This window comes from Streptomyces sp. BoleA5 (genome assembly GCF_000373665.1).
Lineage (GTDB): Bacteria > Actinomycetota > Actinomycetes > Streptomycetales > Streptomycetaceae > Actinacidiphila.
In genome coordinates this window covers 49,383-71,269 of record NZ_KB892135.1, presented here as the reverse complement: position 1 = coordinate 71,269, position 21,887 = coordinate 49,383, and the positions used below count along the sequence as shown (strand labels likewise).

Sequence of the window (21,887 nt, the reverse complement as noted above, 5' to 3'; positions counted from 1 at the left end):
CGTGAGGAAGGAAGTTACGGCGGATTTCGCTCTCCGTATAGCGGGGGAAGCGCTCCGTCGCGTTTACTGTCCTCCCCGATGCGGCGGACCGGATGGGGCCGGCCGCCCATGGGGGATCACCGGGGGCCTACCTGTGGGGGACGTATCAGTGGTGAAGGACATGGCCGCCCGCGCGGCGGTGGACGACGACGGGACCCTCGACCCGAGGGTGACCGCCCTGCGGGTCGCGGTCGCCCGCTGTCGCCGTGAACTCGCCGGGTACCGGGGCAACTTACCGGACCGGCACATCGCCGAGGACGAGCTCTCCGCGCTGGCCGCCGCCGCGGACGCCGGTGTCCCGGACGTCCTGCGGCTGCGCCGCGGCCTGCTCGTGATCGCCGGGGCGCTCGGCTCCGTCAGCGCCCTGGCCGGTGCCCTCACCGAGGTGCGGCGGGCGATCGAGCTGTTCGGCAGCCCGCGTCCCCAGTGACGCGGGGCGCCCGCGGGCCGGTCAGCCGAGTTCGGCCAGCCGGGGGACGGCCGGCGCGCAGCGGCTGTCGATCCAGCCGGCCGGCTCGGCGTCCGGCGGGACCACGATGACCGTGTCGACGCCGAGCTTGGCGTAGCCGGCCATGTCGGCGACGAAGGCGTCGGTGTCGCCGTCGCGGATGGAGTCGCCTACGAAGAGCATGGTCTTGCGGATCCGCTCGTAGTCGCGTCCGGCCTCGTCGCAGTGGGCGCGCAGCACGTCCAGCTTGTGCGCGACCTCGGTGGTCGAGGAGGCGAAGAGGTTGCAGGCGTCGGCGTACCGGGCGACCAGGCGGAGGGTCTTCCGCTCGCCGCCGCCCCCGATCATGATCTCCGGGCGGGGCGTGCTCACCGGGGCCGGGGCGCTGCGGGTCTCCGCCAGGGAGTAGTGCGTGCCCTCGAAGGGGCCGTCGTCGCCCCCGTCCCACATCTGCAGGCAGATCCGCAGGGTCTCCTCCAGCCGTTCGAAGCGCTCCGCGAGCGGCGGGAAGGGCACGCCCAGGCCCAGGTGCTCACGCTCGTACCAGGCGGCGCCGAGCCCCAGCGTCGTCCGACCGCCGGACAGGACGTCGAGCGTGGTCGCGATCTTCGCCAGCAGGCCGGGGTGGCGGTAGGTGACCCCGGTGACGAGGACGCCGAGCCGTACGGAGGAGGTCCGGGCGGCGAGGAAGCCCAGCGTCGTGTAGGCCTCCAGCATGGCGGCCTCGGCCCCGCCGTTGTTCTCCATCTGGAAGTAGTGGTCCATCACCGACAGCCAGCCCGCGCCGGCCGACTCGGCGGCCTCGCCCGCCGCGGCCAGCGCGGGCGCGAGCCCGGCCGGTCCTGCCGGATGGTCGAACTTCGTGAGGTGCAAGCCCAGTTGCATGGTCCCCCCGTCCGGGGTCGTGGGGTCGTTACGGTGCTGACCGTAGGCCTTGGAGTGCGCTCGAGGTCAAGCTGTCGCGGGGGCGCGACGTCCTGCTTCCGGCCACGTGTGCCTGTGCGGCGACCGCTTTCGCCGCGTCGGCGGCCGTCTGGGGCGGCCCTCGCTTTGTCGTGGCCCCGGGTTTCGCATCGCCTGTGCGCCCGCAGGGCGCGAGACGGCGCGACAGCCGAACCGCCCGCCCGCCCGCACCCACCGGCGCGGGCGCCATGCCGACCGGGCGCTCAGGCCGCGCCGTTGCTCGCCAGGGCCGCCGACAGCTGCCGCGCCACGCCCTGCAGCACCGGCACGATCTTCTCCGTGGCCGCCTCGGTCACCCGTCCGGCGGGTCCGGAGATGGAGATGGCGGCGGCCGTGGGGGAGTCGGGGACGGTGACCGCCAGGCAGCGGACCCCGACCTCCTGCTCGTTGTCGTCGACGGCGTAGCCCTGCGCGCGGATGTGCTCCAGTTCCGCGAGGAAGGCGTCCGGCTCGACGATGGTCCGCTCGGTGGCCGCCGGCATCCCGGTGCGGGCCAGCAGGGCGCGCACCTCCTCCGGCGGGACGTGGGCCAGCAGGGCCTTGCCGACGCCCGTGGAGTGCGGCAGGACGCGCCGTCCGACCTCGGTGAACATCCGCATCGAGTGCCGTGAGGGGACCTGGGCGACGTAGACGACCTCGTCGCCGTCGAGGAGCGCCATGTTGGCGGTCTCGCCGGTCGCCTCGACCAGCTCCGCCAGGTAGGGGCGGGCCCAGGTGCCCAGGAGGCGGGCCGAGCTCTCGCCCAGGCGGATCAGCCGGGGCCCCAGCGCGTAGCGGCGGTTGGGCTGCTGGCGTACGTAGCCGCAGTCGACCAGGGTGCGCATCAGCCGGTGGATCGTGGGCAGCGGCAGCCCGCTGCTCGCGGACAGTTCGCTGAGGCCCACCTCGCCGCCCGCGTCGGCCATCCGCTCCAGCAGGTCGAAGGCGCGTTCGAGGGACTGGACGCCCCCGGCGCGGTCTGACGCCACGTTTCCTCCCCAGGCGGACGGTGGTGATGGTGCAGCCTACCGGCCCTGACCAGGCAGGTGACCGCTGTTCGGGGCGGCCGTGGGCGCGGCGGTGGCCGGTGTGTGCGGAAAACGCATTCCATTGGGTGGAATTATCCAACTGTACCGCCGGGGCGGCGTGCGGCGCCGGGGAAGGGGTTGACGGCGGCTCGCGCGCGAGCGGAGGATGCGTTTCAACAGAACGTTGAATTCCTGTGCGACGCCGGTGGAAGGGGAACCCGTGTCCGAGGCCGCTGACGCGATCGAGCTCGTGCTGCGTTCACCGCGGGTCGTCACACCGCAGGGCGAGCGCCCCGCCGACGTGGCCGTCGCGGGCGGCCGGATCGCCGCCGTCCTGCCGTACGGGACCGAGGCCCCGCCCGGTGCCCGCCTGGTCGACCTCGGCACGGACGCCCTGCTCCCCGGCCTGGTCGACACCCACGTCCACGTCAACGACCCCGGGCGCAGCGAATGGGAGGGCTTCGAGACCGCCACCCGGGCCGCCGCGGCCGGCGGCGTCACGACGCTGATCGACATGCCGCTCAACAGCATCCCGCCGACCACCACCACCGCCCACCTGGAGGTCAAGCGCGCCGCCGCCCGCGGCCGGATCCACACCGACGTCGGCTTCTGGGGCGGCGCCGTACCCGGCAACGCCAAGGATCTGCGCCCCCTCCACGAGGCCGGGGTCTTCGGCTTCAAGTGCTTCCTGCTGCCCTCCGGCGTCGGGGAGTTCCCCCAGCTCGGCCCGGCGGAACTGGAGGAGGCGATGCGCGGGATCGCCCGGTTCGACGGGCTGCTGATCGTCCACGCCGAGGACTCCCGGCTCATCGAGGGCGCCCCGCAGCCCTCCGGCCCCGCATACGCAGGCTTCCTCGCCTCCCGCCCCCGCGCCGCCGAGAACGCCGCGGTCGAGGCGCTGATCGCCCTCGCCCGCCGCCTGGACTGCCGGGTGCACGTCCTGCACCTGTCCTCCGCCGAGGCACTGCCCCTGATCGCGGCCGCCCGCCGCGACGGCGTACGGCTGACGGCCGAGACCTGCCCGCACTACCTGACCCTCACCGCCGAGGAGGTCCCCGACGGCGCGACCCAGTTCAAGTGCTGCCCGCCGATCCGCGAGGCGGGCAACCGGGAGGCCCTGTGGCAGGGCCTGCTCGACGGCACCCTCGACTGCGTCGTCTCCGACCACTCGCCCTCGACCGCCGACCTCAAGCACCTCGACACCGGCGACTTCGGCGCCGCCTGGGGAGGGATCTCCTCCCTGCAGCTCGGCCTGCCCGCGATCTGGACCGAGGCCCGCCGGCGTGGCGCCACGCTCGCCGACGTGGTCGGCTGGATGGCGCGGGGCCCGGCACGCCTCGCCGGGCTCACCACCAAGGGCGCCGTCGCGCCCGGCCACGACGCCGACTTCGCCGTCCTGGCTCCCGACGAGAGCTTCACCGTGGACCCGGCGGCGCTCCACCACCGCAACCGGGTCACCGCCTACGCGGGCCGCACCCTCCAGGGGGTCGTACGGAGCACCTGGCTGCGCGGCGAGCGGATCGCCGACCACGGAACCCCGGCCCACCCCTCCGGCCGCCTCATCACAAGGGAGAACGCGTGACCGCCGTACCCCGGTACACCGGCGCCGCCCAGCCGTACCCCGGAGGGGACCCCTACGCCGACTACCGCGGCGCCGACCTGCCCTTCACGGGTCTCGCCGACCTCGCCGACCGGCGCCTGGGCGCAGGCGTGATCGCCGCCAACGACGAGTTCTTCGCCGAACGGGAGAACCTGCTCGTCCCCGAGCGGCCCGAGTTCCGTGCCGAGCACTTCGGCCACAAGGGGCAGGTCATGGACGGCTGGGAGACCCGCCGCCGCCGCGGTGCCGACGCCGCCGGCCCCCACCCCGCCGACGCCGACCACGACTGGGCGCTGATCCGCCTCGCCGCCCCCGGGATCGTGCGGGGCGTGGTCGTGGACACCGCCCACTTCCGCGGCAACCACCCTCAGCAGATCGCCGTCGAAGCCACCTGCGCATCCCTGTCCGCCGCCCCCGAGGACCTGCTCGCCGACGGCGTGGAGTGGACGGAACTCGTGCCCCGCACGGCCGTCGGCGGCCACGCCGCCAACGGCTTCGAGACGGCCGTGGAGCGCCGCTTCACGCACCTGCGGCTCAAGCAGTTCCCCGACGGCGGCATCGCCCGGCTGCGCGTCCACGGCGAGGTCGTCCCCGACCCGGCGTGGCTGACCGCGCTCGGCACCTTCGACCTGGTCGCGCTGGAGAACGGCGGCGCCCCCGAGGACGTCTCCGACCGCTTCTACTCCTCCCCGGTCAACCCCATCCTGCCGGGCACCTCCCGTCGCATGGGCGACGGCTGGGAGACCCGCCGCCGCCGCGACAAGGGCCACGACTGGGCGCGCTACCGCCTCGCCGGGCAGGGCACCGTACGCGCCGTCGAGATCGACACCGGCTACTACAAGGGCAACGCCGCCGGCTGGGCCGCCCTGCTCGGCCGCGACGGCGAGGACGGCGAGTGGTTCGAGATCCTGCCCCGCACCCCCCTGCAGCCCGACACCGTCCACCGCTTCGTGGTCGGCGTCCCGCCCGCCACCCACGTACGGCTGGAGATCTATCCCGACGGAGGCATCGCCCGCCTGCGGCTGTGGGGCTCACTGACCGGGGCGGGCGCCGCGCTCCTGGCCCGGCGCTGGGCCGAGCTGGCCTGACGGCCCTCAGGAGGCGGCGGGCACGAGCGGCACCCGCTGGAGCGAGGTGTGGTCTCCCACCGTCGCCTCGACGGCGTGGACCGCCCGGCGCCCGGGCGGCAGCGGGACGTCACGCGCGAAGGCGTCCGCGGCGCCGCTGTCGCGCCCGCCGCCGATGGTGAGCCCCCTCCGGGGCCCCGGTGCCCCGGAGGGGGTGCTGGTGCCGCGCGGCGCCGGCGTCTCCCTCGTACGCCGGCGCCGCGCGGGGCCGGTCAGCCCGACGGCGTCAGCCGGAAGGCCTGGGCCGCGGTGCCGTTGCAGGTGTACTGCTGCAGCAGGGCGCCGTCGGCCGCGGGGTGGAGACGGGATGACGAGGGGGGTCAGGCCGCGCTGCGGGCGCGGCCGCGGTGGGCGGCGATGATGTCGGCGTAGCGGCGGCCGCTGCCCTTGACGGTCCGGCGCTGGGTCGCGTAGTCGACGTGGACGAGGCCGAAGCGCTTGTCGTAGCCGTACGCCCACTCGAAGTTGTCCAGCAGCGACCAGGCGAAGTAGCCGGCGAGCGGGGCACCGCCGCGCACGGCGCGGGCGCAGGCCGCCAGGTGCTCCTCCAGGTAGGCGGTGCGCTCGGGGTCGTGGACCTGCCCGTCGGGGCCGACGTGGTCCTCGTACGCCGAGCCGTTCTCGGTGACGTAGATCTTGCGGGCGCCGTACTCCTCGGTCAGCCGCAGCAGCAGCCGCTCCAGGCCGCCGGCGTGCACCTCCCAGTCCATCGCGGTGCGGCGGACGTCGGGGACGCGCACGGCGCGGGTGTGGGGGACCGGCCCCGCCGGGTCGTCGGCAACGATGTCGCGGAAGTAGTAGTTGAGGCCCAGCCAGTCCAGCGGCGCCGCGATGGCCTCCATGTCGCCCGCCTGCACGGGCAGTTCGACCCCGTACAGCTCCAGCATGTCCTCGGGGTAGCCGCGGCCGTGGATCGGGTCCAGCCACCAGCGGTTGGTGTGTCCGTCGGCGCGCAGCGCCGCGGCGACGTCCTCGGGCCGGTCGGAGGCCGGCTCGCACGGGCTGAGGTTGTTGACGATGCCGACCTGCGCGTTCGGGATCGCGGCGCGCAGCGCCTGCACCGCCAGCCCGTGGCCCAGGTGCAGGTGGTACGAGGCGCGGACGGCTGCCGTCAGGTCCGTGAGGCCGGGGGCCATCACGCCCTGCAGATGGCCGATCCAGGCCGAGCACAGTGGCTCGTTGAGCGTCGCCCAGTGGGTGACCCGGTCCCCGAGCCGCTCGGCCACCACGGCCGCGTACTCGGCGAAGCGCAGCGCGGTCTCCCGCTCCGGCCAGCCGCCGCGGTCCTGCTGCGCCTGCGGCAGGTCCCAGTGGTACAGGGTGGGGAAGGGGGTGATGCCCGCCTCCAGCAGGGCGTCCACCAGGCGGTCGTAGAAGGCCAGGCCCGCGGGGTTGACCGGCCCGCCGCCCTGCGGCATCACGCGCGGCCAGGCGAGTGAGAAGCGGTACGCGTCCAGGCCGAGCCGGCCCATCAGGCCGATGTCCTCCGGCACGCGGTGGTAGTGGTCGCAGGCGACGTCACCGGTGTCGCCGTTCGCGACCTTCCCCGGGGTGCGGGAGAAGGTGTCCCAGATGGAGGGCGCTCGGCCGTCCTCGGCCACGGCTCCTTCGATCTGGTAAGCGGCCGTCGCGGCGCCCCACACGAATCCGTCGGGGAGGGCGCTGAGGTCGAGGGTCACGGACTGCCTTTCGTTCGGGTGACGCTGAGGGGCGGTGGGGCTCACTTGACGGCGCCGGCGGTCAGCCCGGCGACGAGGTAGCGCTGCAGGAGCAGGAACCCGGCGACGACGGGCACGCTGACCACGAGCGAGGCGGCCATGACCTGGTTCCAGTACACGTCGGTCTGGGTGGCGTAGCCCTGCAGGCCGACGGCGAGCGTGCGGGTGGTGTCGTTGGTCATGACGGAGGCGAACAGCACCTCGCCCCAGGCCGTCATGAACGCGTACACGCAGACCGCGACGATGCCGGGCACGGCGGCCGGGACGACCACCCGGAACAGCGCGCCCAGCGGCCCGCACCCGTCGACCATGGCGGCCTCGTCCAGGTCCCGGGGGATCGAGTCGAAGTAGCCCGCCAGCATCCAGATGGAGAAGGGGAGCGAGAAGGTGAGGTAGGTCAGGATCAGGCCGCCGCGGCTGCCGTACAGGGCGATGCCCGTGGCGTTGCCGAGGTTGACGAAGATCAGGAAGAGCGGCAGCAGGAAGAGTATGCCGGGGAACATCTGGGTGGACAGGATCGTCACCGAGAAGAAGCGGCGCCCCTTGAAGTCGTAGCGGCTCACCGCGTACGCCGCGAAGATCGCCACCGCGACCGAGCACAGCGTCGCCCCGCCCGCCACGAGCAGCGAGTTCACGAAGTACCGGGCGAGCGGCACGGTGTGCCAGATGTCCGCGTACGGGCGCAGGGTGAAGCCGCTGGGGAACCAGCGGAACGGGCCCTGCACGTCCTGCAGCGGCTTCAGCGACGAGACGACCATGACGAACACCGGCGCCAGCGCGAAGGCCGTCAGCACGGTCAGCACGATCCGCCGGGTCCACACGAAGGAGCGCGGCGCGGCCATGGGGCTGCGGGCGTCAGGCATCCTTCCTCCTCAGGGAGGTGGCGAGCAGGTAGAGCACCGTCACGACGAGCAGGAACAGCAGCAGCAGCACGGACATCGCCGAGCCGGAGCCGAAGTTCCAGGTCACGAACGACGACTGGTAGATGTGGATCGAGATCAGGTCCGCGGCGTCCGGCGCGGCCCGCCCGAACAGCACATAGGGCGTGTTGAAGTCGTTGAACGTCCACAGGAACAGCACCAGCACCAGCACCTGGTTGACCGGGCGCAGCGACGGCAGGGTGATCCTGCGGATCTGCTGCCAGATCCCGGCGCCGTCCATCGCCGCCGCCTCGTACAGCTCGCGCGGGATGTTCTGCAGACCGGCCATCAGGCACAGGAACGCGAACGGCCACTGCCGCCACACCGACACCGTCACCAGCGCGAAGAAGCTGTTGTCGCCGATCAGCCAGAAGGGCCGGCCGTCGGTGAGGTGCAGCTGGTCGTGGAGGACGTGGTTGATCATGCCGGTGTCCCGCTGGAACATGAACGACCAGGTGATCACCGCCGCGTAGACCGGCAGCGCGTACGGCACCAGGAAGACCGCGCGCAGCAGTCCGCGGCCGCGGAAGGCGTCCTGCATCAGGATCGCGGCGGCGGTGCCGAACAGCCAGGACAGCCCGACCGCCAGCACCGTGAACTCGCAGGTGACGAGGAAGGACTTGAGCAGGTCCTCGCCGACCGGTGCGTTGAAGTCCACCGCCACGCGGTAGTTGTCCAGGCCCTTCCAGGGGGCGGCCGACCAGTCGCTGATGAAGAACTGGGTGAGCTCCTTGAAGCTCATCACCACGCCGACGACCATCGGCACCAGGTGGATGAGCAGTTCCAGCGCGAGGGCCGGCAGGAGCAGGACGTACGGGAGCGACGCGCGCCGCAGCCGCGCCGGCAGGCGCAGCCGCGACCGCGGGGCCCTCCCCCCGGCGGCCCGCCGGCCGCCGGGGGGAGGCGTCTTGGAGCTGTGCCGGACGGGCGGCACGGTGGCGGTCACGGGTTCCTTCACGCTCACGACGCCGGCATCTGCTGCTGGGCCTTTTCGAGGGCGGCCTTGACGCTGTCGGTGGTGACCGGCTTCCCGGCGGCGGCGTCGGCGAACAGGTCCTTCATCGCGGTACCGACGGCGGTCTCGAACTGGCTCTCGTTGGCGACCTGCGGCAGCGGCGCCGCGCTCTTGGCGAGCGCGTCCGCGAGGACCTTCAGGTCCGGGGTGGCGAAGGCCGGGTCGGACTGGGCGGCCTTGACGGGCGGGAGCGAGCCGTAGGTGCCGTTGAGGATCTTCTGCTCGTCGTCGCTGGTCATGAACTTCACGAACTTCAGCGCGCCGTCGACGTTGTCGGTCTTCTTGAAGACGGCCAGGTTGATGCCCGCCACCATCGAGTTCACGGCGGTGTCGCCGGAGGCGCCCGCGGTCTGGAACGGCACCTGGGCGACGCCGTAGTCCTCGGGCTTCATGCCGTGGGACTTCAGCGAGGAGCCGGCGGCCTGCCAGAGCAGCATGGCGGCCTTGCCGGTGGCGAAGTCGGCGACGGACTGGTTGGCCGCGTACTCGGCGTTGCCGGGGGCCGTGATCTTGTCCTTGGCGATGAAGTCGATGTACTGCTTGACGGCCGTGACCGCCTCGGGGGTGGTGAAGGTCGGCTTCCCGGAGGCGTCGAAGAAGTCGGCGCCGTGCTGCTTGCCGAAGACGAAGGCGTGGTGGACGTTCTCGGAGAGGTTGCCGCCCTCGACGGCGAGGCCGTACTTGCCGCCCTTGGTGAGCTTCTTGCCGTCGGCGACGAGCTCGTCCCAGGTGGCGGGCGGGTTGGCTATGCCCGCGTCGGCGAACATCTTCTTGTTGTAGTACAGGCCGTACGCCAGCGAGTACAGCGGGACCGCGGCCGGGTCCTTGCCCTCGGCGCCCGTCGCGCCCAGGGCCGAGGAGACGAAGCGGTCCTTGCCGCCGATGGCCTCGAACGCCTTGGCGTCGAAGGGGCGCAGGGCGCCCGTGGCCTGCAGCGAGGCGGACCAGGTGTTGCCGATGTTGAGGACGTCGGGGCCCTGGCCGGAGGTGGCCGCGGCGAGGATCCGGTTGAGCAGGTCGGACCACGGGATGACCTCGAGCTTGACCTTGATCCCGGTCTGCTTCTCGAATTTCTTCAGCTCGGGCGTCAGGGTCGCCTTGTCGGCCTCCAGGCTGGCGCCCTGGTTGCTGGCCCAGTAGGTGAGCTCCTTGGGGCTGCCGTTGCCGCCGCCGTCGGTCGAGGAGCCGCCGCCGCACGCGGTGGCGGAGGCGATGAGCGCGGCCGCGAGCGTCGCGGCGGCGGTGGTACGGGTGATGTGCATGACCGGGGATCCCTCTCCAGGGTGGGTGCCTTCGGGAAGTGAAGAACGTCACGCCTTAATTCAAGGCGTGATTTAACGTCTGAGAAAACCTGGCGTCAAGACTTGGCGCAGCGATAGATTCAGCCGGGGAGGGAGCACCATGGCAGACCGAGGCAAGCGGACCGTACGCGACCTGCGGCGGGGCAACCGTTCGGCGCTCTTGCGTCACCTGTACTTCGAAGGACCCCTCAGCCGTCAGGAGTTGGCCAGGGACACCGGACTGAGCACAGGTTCCATCAGCAACGTCGTGGCCGAGCTCATCGCCGACGGCGTCGTCGAGGAGGCCGGCTCCGTCGAGTCCGACGGCGGCCGCCCCCGCGTTATGCTCAAGGTCGCCCCCCGGCACGGCTTCCTCATCGGCGTCGACGTCGGCGAGACCCGCGTCCGCGTCACCCTCTTCGACCTCGCCCTCGCCGAACTCTCCTCCACCGACCGTCCGCTGGCGGACAGCGGCCACGACGTCGCCCTCGTCGTCCAGCTCATCCTCGACGGCCTCTCCGTCGTCCTGGAGGACGCCCGCGTCGACCCCGCCCTCGTGCTGGGCGTCGGCATCGGCGTCCCCGGCATCGTCGAACAGGGCGCCGGCGGCGCCGGCGCGGTCGTCCACGGCCAGACCATCGGCTGGGACGCCGTCCCCCTCGGCGCGCTGCTCGCCGAGGGCACCTCGCTGCCGCTCCACATCGACAACGGCGCCAAGACCCTCGGCCAGGCCGAGATGTGGTTCGGCGCCGGCCGCGGCGCGCGCAACGCCGTGATCGCCCTGCTCGGTTCCGGGGTCGGCGCCTGCGTGGTCGCCGACGGCAAGCCGTACCGCGGCGCCAGCAGCAGTGCGGGGGAGTGGGGGCACACCACCCTCCAGGTCGGCGGACGGCGCTGCCGCTGCGGCGCCCGCGGCTGCCTGGAGGCCTACGTGGGCGCCGAGGCGCTCATCGAGCGCTGGGACGCGCCCGCCGGGGTGAGCGAGGAGTCCGCGATCGCGGCCCTCCTCGCCGCCGCCGAGGCCGGAGAGGCCGCCGCCGTCGCGCTGCTCGACGAGACCGCCGAGTACCTCGGCGCCGGCATCGCCGACCTCGTCAACCTCTTCAACCCCGAGCGCATCGTGCTGTCCGGCTGGACCGGCCTGATGATCGGTCCCCGGCTGCTGGACGCCGTCCGCGAGGCCACCGCCGCCTACGCGCTGCACCACCCCTGCGCCCAGACCTCCATCGAGCTGGGCCGGCTCGGGACGGACGCGGTCACGGTCGGCGCCGCCACCCTGCCGCTCGCCCGCTTCCTCGACGCCGGCGGGCGGCCGACCGCCCCCGCCGCGCGGCCGGAGGAGCAACCGGAACCGAATCGTCCGGGTCGTTCGTTGTCGGGTACATCCGCCTGAACGAGAGCACCCCGAGACCACCCGGAGCACAGCAGTGACCCTCAAGCAGCAGATCGTCGGCAACGCCATGCAGATGGCCGTGTGCACCCTTCAGCCCGGCCAGACCGTCTACTGCGAGGCGGGGAAGTTCCTGTTCAAGACCGCGAACGTGAGCATGGACACCCGGCTGGCCGGCCCCGGCGCCCAGCGCCAGGACCAGGGCGGCGGGGCGGGCGGCGGCATGGGCGGCATGCTGCGCCAGGCGATGGGCACGGCCATGCAGGCCGGCCAGCGCATGCTGGCGGGCGAGAGCATCGCCTTCCAGTACTTCAGCGCGAGCGGCGGCGAGGGCACCGTCGGCTTCGCGGGCGTCCTGCCCGGCGAGATGCGCGCCCTGGAGCTGGACGGGTCGCGCGCCTGGTACGCGGAGAAGGACGCCTTCGTGGCCGCCGAGTCGACCGTCGACTTCGGCATCGCCTTCCAGGGCGGCCGCACCGGCACCAGCGGCGGCGAGGGCTTCATCCTGGAGAAGTTCACCGGCCGCGGCACGGTGATCATCGCGGGCGCGGGCAACTTCATCGACCTCAACCCCGCCGACTTCGGCGGCCGCATCGAGGTCGACACCGGCTGCATCGTCGCCTTCGAGGACGGCGTCCGCTACGGCGTGCAGCGCATCGGCGGGCTCAACCGGCAGGGGATCATGAACGCCGTCTTCGGTGGCGAGGGGCTCTCGCTGGCGACCCTGGAGGGCGACGGCCGGGTCATCCTGCAGTCCATGACCATCGAGGGCCTGGCCAACGCCCTGAAGAAGGCCCAGGGCGGCGACAAGCAGGGCCCGACCGGCGGGCTGTTCTCCACCCACGCCGGCTGACCCCCGCCCCGTCCCGCCCCACGGGGCAGCCCCGTGCACGGCGCCGGGCCGCGGCGAAGCCCACCCGCCGCACGGCCGTGCGTCGCGTCGCCGCCGTGGCCCGGGCTCCGCGCCGAAGGCCACGACATCAAGGACGAGGACGTCGCCCGCCCCACCCACTCAAGGGACCGGCACACCAACTTCCTGAGCCGCTACCTGTTCGACATCAAGGCCAGCGGCCCCGGCCAGGGCCCGCGCCCCTTCCGTGACCCCGACGCCGCTGAGGCCGACGAGGAAGAGCCCTGACATCCTGGGCGTGTCCGGGACGTGAGGCCGTTCGTTCGCTGCGTGCTACCGGGCCCTGGGGCCGGGGCCGGGGGCGGGCGGGGTGCGCGGTCGCAGACGCTCTCCCTGCGGCCCGAACATGATCAGGTACTCGACCGGGCCGCCGGGGCCGGCGTTCGTGACCCCGTGGGGATTGCGGGTATCCAACTCGGCGACGTCCCCGGCGCTCAGGACGAGGTCCTGGTCGCCGAGGGCGAGCCACAGCCGCCCGTACAGGACGCACAGCCATTCCCAGCCGTCGTGGGAGACCTGCCGGGGCCGCGCGGGCGGCTCCTGGACGGCGGGTAGGACGTGTTTGTGGGCGTGCAGGCCCCCGACGTACCGGGTCAGCGGCAGCACCGCCTTGTCGTCGCCGAAACGCTGGAGCGCGGAGGTACGGGGCGCGGCGGCGGGGGCGGTGCCGGCCAGTTCGTCCAGGGAGACGCCGTACTCCTTCGCCAACCGCAGCACCACTTCCAGGGTGGGCTTGCGTCGGCTGGTCTCGATCCGCGACAGCGTGCTCGGGGAGATGCCGGTCGCGCAGCTGACGCCGGTGAGCGTGGCGCCGCGGTGTTCGCGTGCGGCCCGCAGCCGGGGGCCCATCGCCGCCAGTGTGTCGGCCACGTGGTCGCCTGTCACCCGCAATGCCCCCTTCCGGACGTGCCACTCCACCATCCTGTCCTGCAAGTTTGCCAGATTGGCAAGGGTAATCGCATCGGACGGTCGCCGCGTCGCATGATCGATGCGTACCTGCGTCCACCCGCGAACCGAGAGAAGACCCCATGCAGCCCGATCCGTGCCCCGCACTCCGCCACCGCACCGTCGAGGCCCCTGCCGGGCGCCTGCACCTGGTCGAGCAGGGCACCGGCCCGCTGGTCCTGCTCGTGCACGGCTTCCCCGAGTCCTGGTACTCCTGGCGCCGCCAGCTCCCGGCCCTCGCCGCGGCCGGCTACCGGGCGGTGGCGCTCGACGTGCGCGGCTACGGCCGCTCATCCAAGCCCGCGGCGACCGATGCCTACCGGATGCTGGACATGGTGGAGGACAACGTCGCCCTCGTGCACGCCCTCGGCGAGGAGAACGCGGTGGTCGTCGGCCACGACTGGGGCTCCAACATCGCCGCCACCTCCGCCCTGCTCCACCCCGAGGTCTTCAGCGCCGTCGCCCTGCTGAGCGTCCCGTACGCGCCACCCGGCGGCCCCCGCCCCACCGACATCTTCGGCCGGATCGGCGGCCCCGAGCAGGAGTTCTACGTCTCCTACTTCCAGGAGCCCGGCCGTGCCGAGACGGAGATCGAGCCTGACGTGCGGGGCTGGCTCGCGGGCTTCTACGCCGCCCTGTCCGCCGACACCATGCCCGCCCAGGGCGAGCCCGACCCGCACTTCGTCGCCCACGGCGGCCGGCTACGTGACCGTTTTCCCGCCGGCGTCCTCCCGGCCTGGCTGGCCGAGGACGACCTCGACGTGTACGCCGGAGAGTTCGAGCGCGCGGGGCTGACCGGCGCCCTCAACCGCTACCGCAACGTGGACCGCGACTGGGAAGACCTCGCCCCCCACCGCGGAGCCCCGATCAAGCAGCCGTCCCTGTTCATCGGCGGCGCCCTGGACGCCTCGACCACCTGGATGTCCGACGCCATCGACGCCTTCCCCACCACCCTCCCCGGCCTGACCGCCTCCCACCTCGTAGAGGGCTGCGGCCACTGGATCCAGCAGGAACGCCCCGAGGAGATCAACCGTCTGCTGACCGGCTGGCTCAACACCCTCACGGGCTGAACCGCCTGGCGCGGCCGGGGCGCTCACCCCACCCCGGCGGCCTCCAGGACGTGCCGCACCGCCCGGTCCAGGGAGGCCCGCACCGCGTCCGCGTCACCGAGCGCCGCGGTCATCACGGCGCCGTCGCGCAGCATCATCAGCGTCGCCGCGTCCTCGGCGGCCTCGGGGGCGCCCGCCTCGGCGAGCAGCCGGGCGACCAGCTCCCGCAGCCAGGTCCGGTGGGCCACGATCGCGCGCGAGACGGGGTCGGCCGGGTCGGGGTACTCCGCGGCCGCGTTGAGGAACGGGCAGCCGCGGAAGCCCGGTGAGCACAGCTGGTCGCCGAGCGCGCCGGCCACCCCCGCCAGGGCCTCCCGGGGGCCCAGACCCTCCAGCGCGGCCGTGGTGAAGGCGCGGATCTGCTCGTCGGTGGCCTGGATGTAGCTCAGGACGAGCTGCTCCTTGCCCAGGAAGTGCCGGTAGAGCGTCGCCCTGGTGGTGGACGCCTCCGTGACGATCCGGTCCATGCCCACCGCGTGGATGCCCTCGGTGTAGAACAGCCGGGCCGCGGTGGCCAGGATGCGGTCGCGCGGCGGCGCGTCCGCGGCGGCGAACGTGACGAGGGGAACGGCGGGAGGTGCACTCATGTCCTTGACGGTAGCGGACGGCACCGCGTAGCGTCTCGGCAAGAACGAACGTTCTGCATCGTCGCTCGAAGCTGTCGAGTCACCCCCTGTGAGAGGACCCCCATGCCCGTGCCCGAGATCGGCACCCCCGCCCCCGACTTCACCCTCCCGGGAGTCCTGCTCGACGGATCGGGTGCCGAGCGCGGCGCGTACTCGCTGTCCGCGCAGCGCGGCGCCCCCGTCGTGCTCGCCTTCTATCCCGGGGACGACTCGGCCGTGTGCACCAAGCAGCTCTGCTCCTACACCTCCGACCTGGACCGCTTCCGCGACCTCGGGGCGACGGTGTGGGGCGTCAACTTCAGCGACCTCGACAGCCACGAGCGCTTCGCCCGCAAGCGCGACCTGCGCTTCCCACTGCTCGCCGACACCGAGCGCACGGTGGCCAAGGCGTACGGCATCACCATGCCGGGCCTCGGCCTGAAGCGCTCGGTCTTCATCGTGGACGCGGAGGGACTGGTGCGCTGGAAGCACGTCGCCCGCATCGGCCTGTCCTTCCAGGACACCGACACCATCACCGCGCAGCTGGCCGCGCTCGGCGGGCGCTGAGCCGCGACGGCGCCGGTGCGCGGGCGGCCCGCGTCGCCCTTCCGGCCGAGTGTGAAGCTGCGCTGTTGCCGAGCTTAAGAAAAGATCGATGGACTGAACGCCCGAAGCCGGGCAGATTGCTGTCTGCCCGGCGCAACGCGCGAGCCGGCGCCGTCGGGCGCCGCCGCTTCCGCCCGGGTCCCCTCGTGCCCGGTCCGCGTCCCCCCGCGCGGGCCGGGCCACCTCGTCTGCCGGCAGGAGTCGCAAGAGTGAAGGCACTGGTGAAGGAGAAGGCCGCGCCCGGCCTGTGGCTGCGGGACGTCCCGGAGCCGGAGATCGGTCCCGGGGACGTCCTCATCAAGGTGCTGCGTACCGGCATCTGCGGCACCGACCTGCACATCCGTTCCTGGGACGGCTGGGCCCAGCAGGCAGTGACCACCCCGCTCGTGCTCGGTCACGAGTTCGTCGGCGAGGTCGCGGCCGTCGGCTCCGACGTCGCCGAGATCACGACCGGCGACCTCGTCAGCGGCGAGGGCCACCTCGTCTGCGGCAAGTGCCGCAACTGCCTGGCCGGCCGCCGCCACCTGTGCCGCAACACGATCGGCCTCGGAGTCGGCCGCGACGGCGCCTTCGCCGAGTACGTCGCGCTGCCCGCGTCCAACGTGTGGGTGCACCGGGTCCCCGTCGACCTCGACATAGCGGCGATCTTCGACCCGTTCGGCAACGCCGTCCACACCGCCCTGTCCTTCCCGCTGGTCGGCGAGGACGTGCTGATCACCGGCGCCGGGCCGATCGGCATCATGGCCGCGGCCGTCGCCAGGCACGCCGGCGCGCGCAACGTCGTCATCACCGACGTCAGCGAGTACCGCCTGGAGCTCGCCCGCAAGGTCGGCGTCAGCCTCGCCCTCAACGTCGCCGAGACGACCATCGCCGACGGCCAGCGCGAGCTGGGCCTGCGCGAGGGCTTCGACATCGGCCTGGAGATGTCCGGCCGCCCCGAGGCCATGCGCGACATGATCGCCAACATGACGAACGGCGGCCGCATCGCGATGCTCGGCCTGCCCTCGGAGGACTTCTCCGTCGACTTCGCCAAGATCGTCACGTCGATGATCACCATCAAGGGCATCTACGGCCGCGAGATGTTCGAGACCTGGTACGCCATGTCCGTGCTGCTGGAAGGCGGCCTCGACATCGCCCCGGTGGTCACCGGCCGCTACTCCTACCGCGACTTCGACGCCGCCTTCGACGACGCGGCGAGCGGCCGCTGCGGCAAGGTCGTCCTCGACTGGACCGCCTGACCCTTCCGGCCCCCGAGGCACGGCCCGCCCGCACCACCCGCAGCTTCCCAGGGAGAACCCCGATGTTCGACTCCGTCCGCGACGACCTGCGCGGCACCCTCGACGAGATCCGCGAGGCCGGACTCTTCAAGCCCGAGCGCGTGCTCGGCAGTCCCCAGAGCGCCTCCGTCTCGGTCACCGGCGGCGGCGCCCCCGGCGACGTCCTCAACTTCTGCGCCAACAACTACCTCGGCCTCGCCGACCACCCCGAGGTCACCGCCGCCGCCAAGGACGCCCTGGACCGCTGGGGCTACGGCATGGCGTCCGTCCGCTTCATCTGCGGCACCCAGGAGGTCCACAAGGAGCTCGAGGCCCGGCTGTCGGCCTTCCTCGGGACCGAGGACACGATCCTCTACAGCTCCTGCTTCGACGCCAACGGCGGCGTCTTCGAGACCCTCCTCGACGAGAACGACGCCGTCATCTCCGACGCGCTCAACCACGCCAGCATCATCGACGGCATCCGGCTGTCCAAGGCCCGCCGCCTGCGCTACGCCAACCGCGACATGGCCGAGCTGGAGGCCCGCCTCAAGGAGGCGTCCGACGCCCGCCGCCGCCTCATCGTCACCGACGGCGTCTTCTCGATGGACGGCTACATCGCGCCGCTGGACGAGATCTGCGACCTCGCCGACCGCTACGACGCCATGGTCATGGTCGACGACTCCCACGCCGTCGGCTTCACCGGCCCCGGCGGCCGCGGCACCCACGCCCTGCACGGGGTGATGGACCGCGTCGACATCCTCACCGGCACCCTCGGCAAGGCACTCGGCGGCGCCTCCGGCGGCTACGTCGCGGCCCGCGCGGAGATCGTCGCGCTGCTGCGTCAACGCTCCCGTCCGTACCTGTTCTCCAACTCCCTCGCGCCGGTCATCGCCGCCGCCTCCCTCAAGGTCCTGGACCTGATCGAGGACTCCGAGGAGCTGCGCACCCGCCTCGCGGAGAACACCGCCCTCTTCCGCTCCCGCATGACCGAGGCCGGCTTCGAGATCCTGCCCGGCGAGCACCCGATCGCGCCGGTCATGATCGGCGACGCCTCGGAGGCGGGCCGCATGGCGGAGCTGCTGCTGGAGCACGGCGTCTACGTCATCGGCTTCTCGTACCCCGTCGTGCCGCACGGCAAGGCCCGCATCCGGGTCCAGCTGTCGGCCGCGCACTCCACCGCGGACGTCGAGAAGGCGGTGGACGCATTCATCGCCGCGCGCGATGCCCTGGCAGGATGAATGGGTGATCGACGCACGACGGCTGCGGACCCTGCGGGCCGTGGCGGACCACCGTACGGTGACCGCCGCGGCCGCGGCGCTGTACCTGACCCCCTCCGCGGTCTCCCAGCAGCTCGCGGCCCTGGAGCACGAGACCGGCCACCGGCTGCTGGAACGCGGCGGCCGGGGCGTCCAGCTCACCCCCGCCGGCGAGATCCTGCTGACCCACGCCAACACGGTCCTGGCCCAGCTCGAACGCGCCGAGGCCGAGCTGGCCGCGTACACCTCCGGCGCCGCCGGCGAGGTGACCGTGGCCTCCTTCGCCACCGGCATCGCGCTGGTGCTCGCCCCGGCCATCGCCGCCCTGGCCGGCACGGCCCCGGGCATCAGGGTCCGGGTCCGGGACGCCGAGGGCGACGAGTCGCTGCCCATGGTGCTGGACGGCCGCGCGGGGATCGCCGTCGCCGTCGAGTACCGCGGCGCCCCCCGCGCCGACGACCAGCGGCTCTCCCGCGTCCCCCTGTACGCCGAGCCCTTCGACGCCGTCCTCCCGTCGGGGCACCGCCTCGCCGACGCCGGGACGGGCTCCGTCCGCGTCGCCGACCTCGCCGGCGAGACCTGGATCGGCCCCTACCCCGGCAACCCCTGCCACGACGTGGTCGTCCTCGCCTGCGAGTACGCCGGTTTCCAGCCCCGGCTGGAGCACTCCTCCGACGACTTCCGCGCGGTCGTCGCCCTCGCGGCGGCGGGCGCGGGCGTGGCCCTCGTCCCGCGCAGCGCCCTGCGCGACATGGACCTGTCCGGCGTCGCCGTGCGCCCCGTCGACGACGTCGTCGCCACCCGCCGCGTCTTCGCCGCCGTCCGCCGCGGCGCCGAGGAGCACCCCCTGCTCCGCCCTGTCCTGGAGGCCCTGCGCGAGGCGGCGGAGGGCGCGGGCGGCACGGACGGAATCGGCTGACACGGTCCGGACGGTGTGAATTCCGGGGATCGCCCTTCGGTGTGTCAGCGCTCCCGCGCTCCTGCTCCGAAGAGCCGCTCCAGGACGCGGGCCACGCCGTCGTCCTCGTTGGAGGCCGTGCGGTGGGGGACTGCCGCGAGCACGGCCGGGTGGGCGTTGGCGACGGCGCACGCGGTGCCCGCCCAGGTCAGAACGGGCAGGTCGTTGGGCATGTCGCCGAAGGCGACGACCCGCTCGGCGGGGATGCCGCGGTCCGCGCACAGGGCCGCGAGGGCGGCCGCCTTGGTGACGCCGCGGGCGCTGACCTCCAGCAGGCCGCGGCCGCCGGAGTGGGTGAACTGGGCCCCGCCGCCCGCGGCGTGCTCCGCGACGGCCAGCAGGGCGTCCGCGTCGAGCGCGGGCGACCAGGCGAGCAGCTTCACCACGGGGCCCGGGGCCGTCCACAGTTCGGCGAGCGAGCGCACGGGGAGTTCGGCGTCCGCGTCCTCGGGCAGGTGGTGCCCGTACCCCGGTGCCCAGCGCAGATGGTGGCCCGTCTCCACGGCGAAGCCGACGCCGGGTGCCGCGTCCCGCAGGGCGGCGGCGACCCTTCGTGCGATGGAGGGGGCGAGTGGGGTGGACCCCGTGACGGTGCGGCCGGCGATGTCGTACACGATCGCGCCGTTGGAGCACACCGCGGTCCCGGTGAGGCCGGTGGCGGCGGCCAGGGCGTCGAGATAGCGAGGCGGCCGGGCGGTGACGAGGACGACCTCGGCGCCGGCGCCGGACGTGGTGCGCAGGGCGTCCAGGGTGCGTGCGGAGAGCGTGCCGTCGTTGCGCAGGAGCGTGCCGTCGAGATCGGTGGCGACCAGGAGGGGGCGGGGCATCGCCGCATCCTACGGATGTCCGCGGGACCGGGTGCCGCGACCCCTTCCAGGTCACCGAAAGATCGCGTTTTTAAGTTAATTAGCAATTAATATTGACAGGCTTCGGGGGTCCGGCCACAGTTTCCGCCGTGGCACCGGCGCCCGGTACGACCGGAGCGGGGTGCCCCGAACCCCCAACTCTCGGGAGAACCCCTTGGCTTCGCATCGTGGGCGGCAGTACTGCGACAGCGGCTGCGGCATCGTCGGCGGTGCCTTCGACGGTTCCCCCGACGGTGTCGCCGGGACGGGTGGCGGTGTGCTCGTCACCATCCTCGGGGTGGACGGTCGCGTCCGCCGGGACGCCTTCTGAGCCCCGCGCGACCGTCGCGCGGTACCTCGTAACACCCTGCTCCACCCTGCTCCACCCTGCTTCACCTGCGTCAACCCGTGCCACTCGGCACCAACGGGTGTGCCCCCGGGCCTTGTTCGGCCCGGAGGCGGACCCCTCAGAAAATAAATTAGTAATTAATCTTGACGGGACGCTGACCCCTGCGACAGGCTCTTCCTGCCGCACCCAGAGCCGGGCCGTCAGGGGGCCTCAGCTCCGTTCCGTGGGCACCAAGGGAGTGCACATATGACCGCCTTCAACGCCAGCCGCCGCCGGTTCCTCGCCGTGTCCGGCGCAGTCGGCACCGGCGCTCTGCTCAGCAGCTGCGTCACCCAGAGCCCGTCCGCCTCCGGAGGAGAGTCCGGCGGCCCGGTGACCCTGCAGTCCAACCTCTCCTCCCCGCAGGCGAAGACCTCGATGCAGCAGCTCGTGGCCGCCTTCAACAAGAGCGGCAAGGCCGAGGCGAAGCTCAACACCGTCGCGTCGGAGACCTTCCGCACGCAGCTGCCGACGTACCTCACCTCGGCCAACCCGCCGGACATCTACACCTGGTACCCGGGCTCCGTCGCCGAGTCGTACGCCAAGAAGGACCTGCTCCTCGACCTGGACGACATCTGGGGCAAGCCCGAGCTGTCGGGCTACTCCGACGCCCTGAAGAAGCTGTGCACCTCGACCTCCAGCGGCAAGAAGGTCTTCGTGCCCACCAGCTACTACTGGTGGGGCATGTTCTACCGGAAGTCCAACTTCGCCAAGTGGGGCGTCCAGGAGCCGAAGAACTGGGACGAGTTCCTCGACCTGTGCGACAAGCTCAAGAGCAAGGGCGTCGCCCCCATCGGCCTCGGCGCCGGCGGCGACACCCCGTGGGTCGCCTCCGCCTGGTTCGACTACCTCAACATCCGTGTCAACGGCGCGACGTACCACCGCGAACTGCTCGCGGGCAAGCACCGCTTCGACGACCCCGAGGTCCGCAAGGTCTTCGACACCTGGGACCAGGCCCGCCCGTACTTCGACCCCAACGGCACGGCGATACCGTTCCAGGACGCCACCACCGCCCTCCTGCAGGGCCGGACCGGCATGATGCTCATCGGCACCTTCTTCGCCGACGCCGCGCCGAAGGACGCCCTGGGCGACCTGGACTTCTTCCAGTTCCCGATCATCGACCCCAAGGTGCCGGTCGCCGAGGAGGCGCCCACCGACGGCTACTTCGCCAGCGCCCGCAGCAAGCGCGCCGACGGCGTCAAGGAGCTGCTGGGCTACCTGGCCTCCGCCGAGGCGCAGGAGCTCTACCTCAAGAACTCCTCCGGCACCGCGCTGCCCACCCACCCGGACGCCAAGGACGCCGGCACCCCGCTGGTGGTCAAGGGCCGCAAGCTCATCGAGAGCGCCGCCGACGTGACGCAGTTCTTCAACCGCGACTCCAGCGACGCACTCCAGCCGACCGCGGACACCGCGCTGGTGCACTACCTGGCCAAGCCCAAGCAGATCGGCTCCATCCTCACCACGTGGCAGCGCAGCGCACAGAAGATCTGGAGCCAGTGACA

General features: G+C 72.6%; 22 protein-coding genes. 13 read left to right on the top strand and 9 right to left on the bottom strand.

Translation table 11 applies throughout. From position 1 onward, the window contains the following. The first annotated feature begins 160 nt into the window (after positions 1-160). The gene (locus B085_RS0133995) at positions 161-469 is read left to right on the top strand and encodes a DUF5955 family protein (protein WP_078620205.1); all 309 of its coding nucleotides are present in this window, start codon (positions 161-163) and stop codon (positions 467-469) included. A 21-nt stretch (positions 470-490) separates the two neighbouring features. Here B085_RS0133995 and B085_RS0133990 read toward each other — a convergent pair whose 3' ends face one another. Together B085_RS0133990 and B085_RS0133985 are read right to left on the bottom strand one after the other, a co-directional pair. Further along, a complete protein-coding gene (locus B085_RS0133990; protein WP_018563068.1) occupies positions 491-1,372 on the bottom strand; it encodes an LLM class F420-dependent oxidoreductase in 882 nt (293 codons plus the stop codon). A gap of 281 nt (positions 1,373-1,653) precedes the next feature. Continuing rightward, positions 1,654-2,418: an IclR family transcriptional regulator gene (locus tag B085_RS0133985; protein WP_018563067.1), complete on the bottom strand. Its 765-nt coding sequence runs from the start codon at positions 2,416-2,418 to the stop codon at positions 1,654-1,656. Between the two features lie 259 nt (positions 2,419-2,677). On the opposite strand from B085_RS0133985, the gene allB reads away from it, so the two are divergent. Beyond that, complete coding sequence (gene allB, locus B085_RS0133980) at positions 2,678-4,039, top strand: allantoinase AllB (protein ID WP_018563066.1); 1,362 nt, start codon at positions 2,678-2,680, stop codon at positions 4,037-4,039. Next, positions 4,036-5,145, top strand: coding sequence for an allantoicase (gene alc, locus B085_RS0133975; RefSeq protein ID WP_018563065.1), 1,110 nt, complete (start codon positions 4,036-4,038; stop codon positions 5,143-5,145). The genes allB and alc overlap by 4 nt, the downstream gene beginning before the upstream one ends. Before the next feature lie 359 nt (positions 5,146-5,504). Here alc and B085_RS0133970 read toward each other — a convergent pair whose 3' ends face one another. From B085_RS0133970 to B085_RS0133955, 4 genes are read right to left on the bottom strand one after another with little or no spacing between them, the layout of a single operon-like run. Continuing rightward, a complete protein-coding gene (locus B085_RS0133970; RefSeq protein ID WP_018563064.1) occupies positions 5,505-6,863 on the bottom strand; it encodes a GH1 family beta-glucosidase in 1,359 nt (452 codons plus the stop codon). A 41-nt stretch (positions 6,864-6,904) separates the two neighbouring features. Beyond that, a complete protein-coding gene (locus tag B085_RS0133965; protein WP_106435098.1) occupies positions 6,905-7,765 on the bottom strand; it encodes a carbohydrate ABC transporter permease in 861 nt (286 codons plus the stop codon). Continuing rightward, entirely contained in the window at positions 7,758-8,768 is a 1,011-nt protein-coding gene (locus tag B085_RS0133960) for an ABC transporter permease subunit (protein ID WP_018563062.1), read from the bottom strand. The genes B085_RS0133965 and B085_RS0133960 overlap by 8 nt, the downstream gene beginning before the upstream one ends. A gap of 14 nt (positions 8,769-8,782) precedes the next feature. Further along, positions 8,783-10,099, bottom strand: a complete 1,317-nt coding sequence (locus B085_RS0133955; protein WP_018563061.1) for an ABC transporter substrate-binding protein — start codon at positions 10,097-10,099, stop codon at positions 8,783-8,785. Positions 10,100-10,238: 139 nt separating this feature from the next. Here B085_RS0133955 and B085_RS0133950 point away from each other — a divergent pair, with 139 nt between their 5' ends. The 3 genes from B085_RS0133950 to B085_RS44700 are packed head-to-tail and all read left to right on the top strand — an operon-like array spanning position 10,239 to position 12,645. Further along, the gene (locus B085_RS0133950) at positions 10,239-11,510 is read left to right on the top strand and encodes an ROK family transcriptional regulator (protein WP_018563060.1); all 1,272 of its coding nucleotides are present in this window, start codon (positions 10,239-10,241) and stop codon (positions 11,508-11,510) included. A gap of 34 nt (positions 11,511-11,544) precedes the next feature. Further along, on the top strand, positions 11,545-12,360 hold the full coding sequence (locus tag B085_RS0133945) for an AIM24 family protein (protein ID WP_018563059.1): 816 nt from the start codon (positions 11,545-11,547) through the stop codon (positions 12,358-12,360). Positions 12,361-12,393: 33 nt separating this feature from the next. After that, positions 12,394-12,645, top strand: a complete 252-nt coding sequence (locus B085_RS44700; RefSeq protein ID WP_018563058.1) for a hypothetical protein — start codon at positions 12,394-12,396, stop codon at positions 12,643-12,645. 45 nt (positions 12,646-12,690) lie between these two features. Here the strand turns inward: B085_RS44700 and B085_RS0133935 are convergent, their stop codons facing one another. Next, positions 12,691-13,338, bottom strand: coding sequence for a helix-turn-helix domain-containing protein (locus tag B085_RS0133935; protein ID WP_051102233.1), 648 nt, complete (start codon positions 13,336-13,338; stop codon positions 12,691-12,693). Positions 13,339-13,445: 107 nt separating this feature from the next. Here B085_RS0133935 and B085_RS0133930 point away from each other — a divergent pair, with 107 nt between their 5' ends. Further along, entirely contained in the window at positions 13,446-14,432 is a 987-nt protein-coding gene (locus tag B085_RS0133930) for an alpha/beta fold hydrolase (protein WP_018563056.1), read from the top strand. A gap of 23 nt (positions 14,433-14,455) precedes the next feature. On the opposite strand, the gene B085_RS0133925 is transcribed toward B085_RS0133930, so the two are convergent. Further along, entirely contained in the window at positions 14,456-15,058 is a 603-nt protein-coding gene (locus B085_RS0133925) for a TetR/AcrR family transcriptional regulator (protein WP_018563055.1), read from the bottom strand. Between the two features lie 102 nt (positions 15,059-15,160). Between B085_RS0133925 and B085_RS0133920 the strand changes: the two genes are divergently transcribed. The 4 genes from B085_RS0133920 to B085_RS0133905 all read left to right on the top strand — a co-directional run bounded on the left by B085_RS0133920 (position 15,161) and on the right by B085_RS0133905 (position 19,113). Next, positions 15,161-15,643, top strand: a complete 483-nt coding sequence (locus B085_RS0133920) for a peroxiredoxin (protein ID WP_018563054.1) — start codon at positions 15,161-15,163, stop codon at positions 15,641-15,643. A 248-nt stretch (positions 15,644-15,891) separates the two neighbouring features. Further along, complete coding sequence (tdh, locus tag B085_RS0133915) at positions 15,892-16,920, top strand: L-threonine 3-dehydrogenase (RefSeq protein ID WP_018563053.1); 1,029 nt, start codon at positions 15,892-15,894, stop codon at positions 16,918-16,920. 62 nt (positions 16,921-16,982) lie between these two features. Beyond that, positions 16,983-18,176, top strand: a complete 1,194-nt coding sequence (locus B085_RS0133910) for a glycine C-acetyltransferase (protein WP_018563052.1) — start codon at positions 16,983-16,985, stop codon at positions 18,174-18,176. A gap of 4 nt (positions 18,177-18,180) precedes the next feature. Continuing rightward, complete coding sequence (locus tag B085_RS0133905; protein ID WP_018563051.1) at positions 18,181-19,113, top strand: LysR family transcriptional regulator; 933 nt, start codon at positions 18,181-18,183, stop codon at positions 19,111-19,113. A gap of 44 nt (positions 19,114-19,157) precedes the next feature. Here B085_RS0133905 and B085_RS0133900 read toward each other — a convergent pair whose 3' ends face one another. Then, a complete protein-coding gene (locus tag B085_RS0133900; protein ID WP_018563050.1) occupies positions 19,158-19,979 on the bottom strand; it encodes an HAD family hydrolase in 822 nt (273 codons plus the stop codon). A 193-nt stretch (positions 19,980-20,172) separates the two neighbouring features. On the opposite strand from B085_RS0133900, the gene B085_RS49760 reads away from it, so the two are divergent. Then, positions 20,173-20,328: a hypothetical protein gene (locus B085_RS49760; RefSeq protein WP_018563049.1), complete on the top strand. Its 156-nt coding sequence runs from the start codon at positions 20,173-20,175 to the stop codon at positions 20,326-20,328. A 264-nt stretch (positions 20,329-20,592) separates the two neighbouring features. Beyond that, positions 20,593-21,885 (top strand): ABC transporter substrate-binding protein, encoded by a 1,293-nt coding sequence (locus tag B085_RS0133890; RefSeq protein ID WP_018563048.1) that lies wholly within the window; start codon positions 20,593-20,595, stop codon positions 21,883-21,885. Positions 21,886-21,887: the final 2 nt, after the last annotated feature.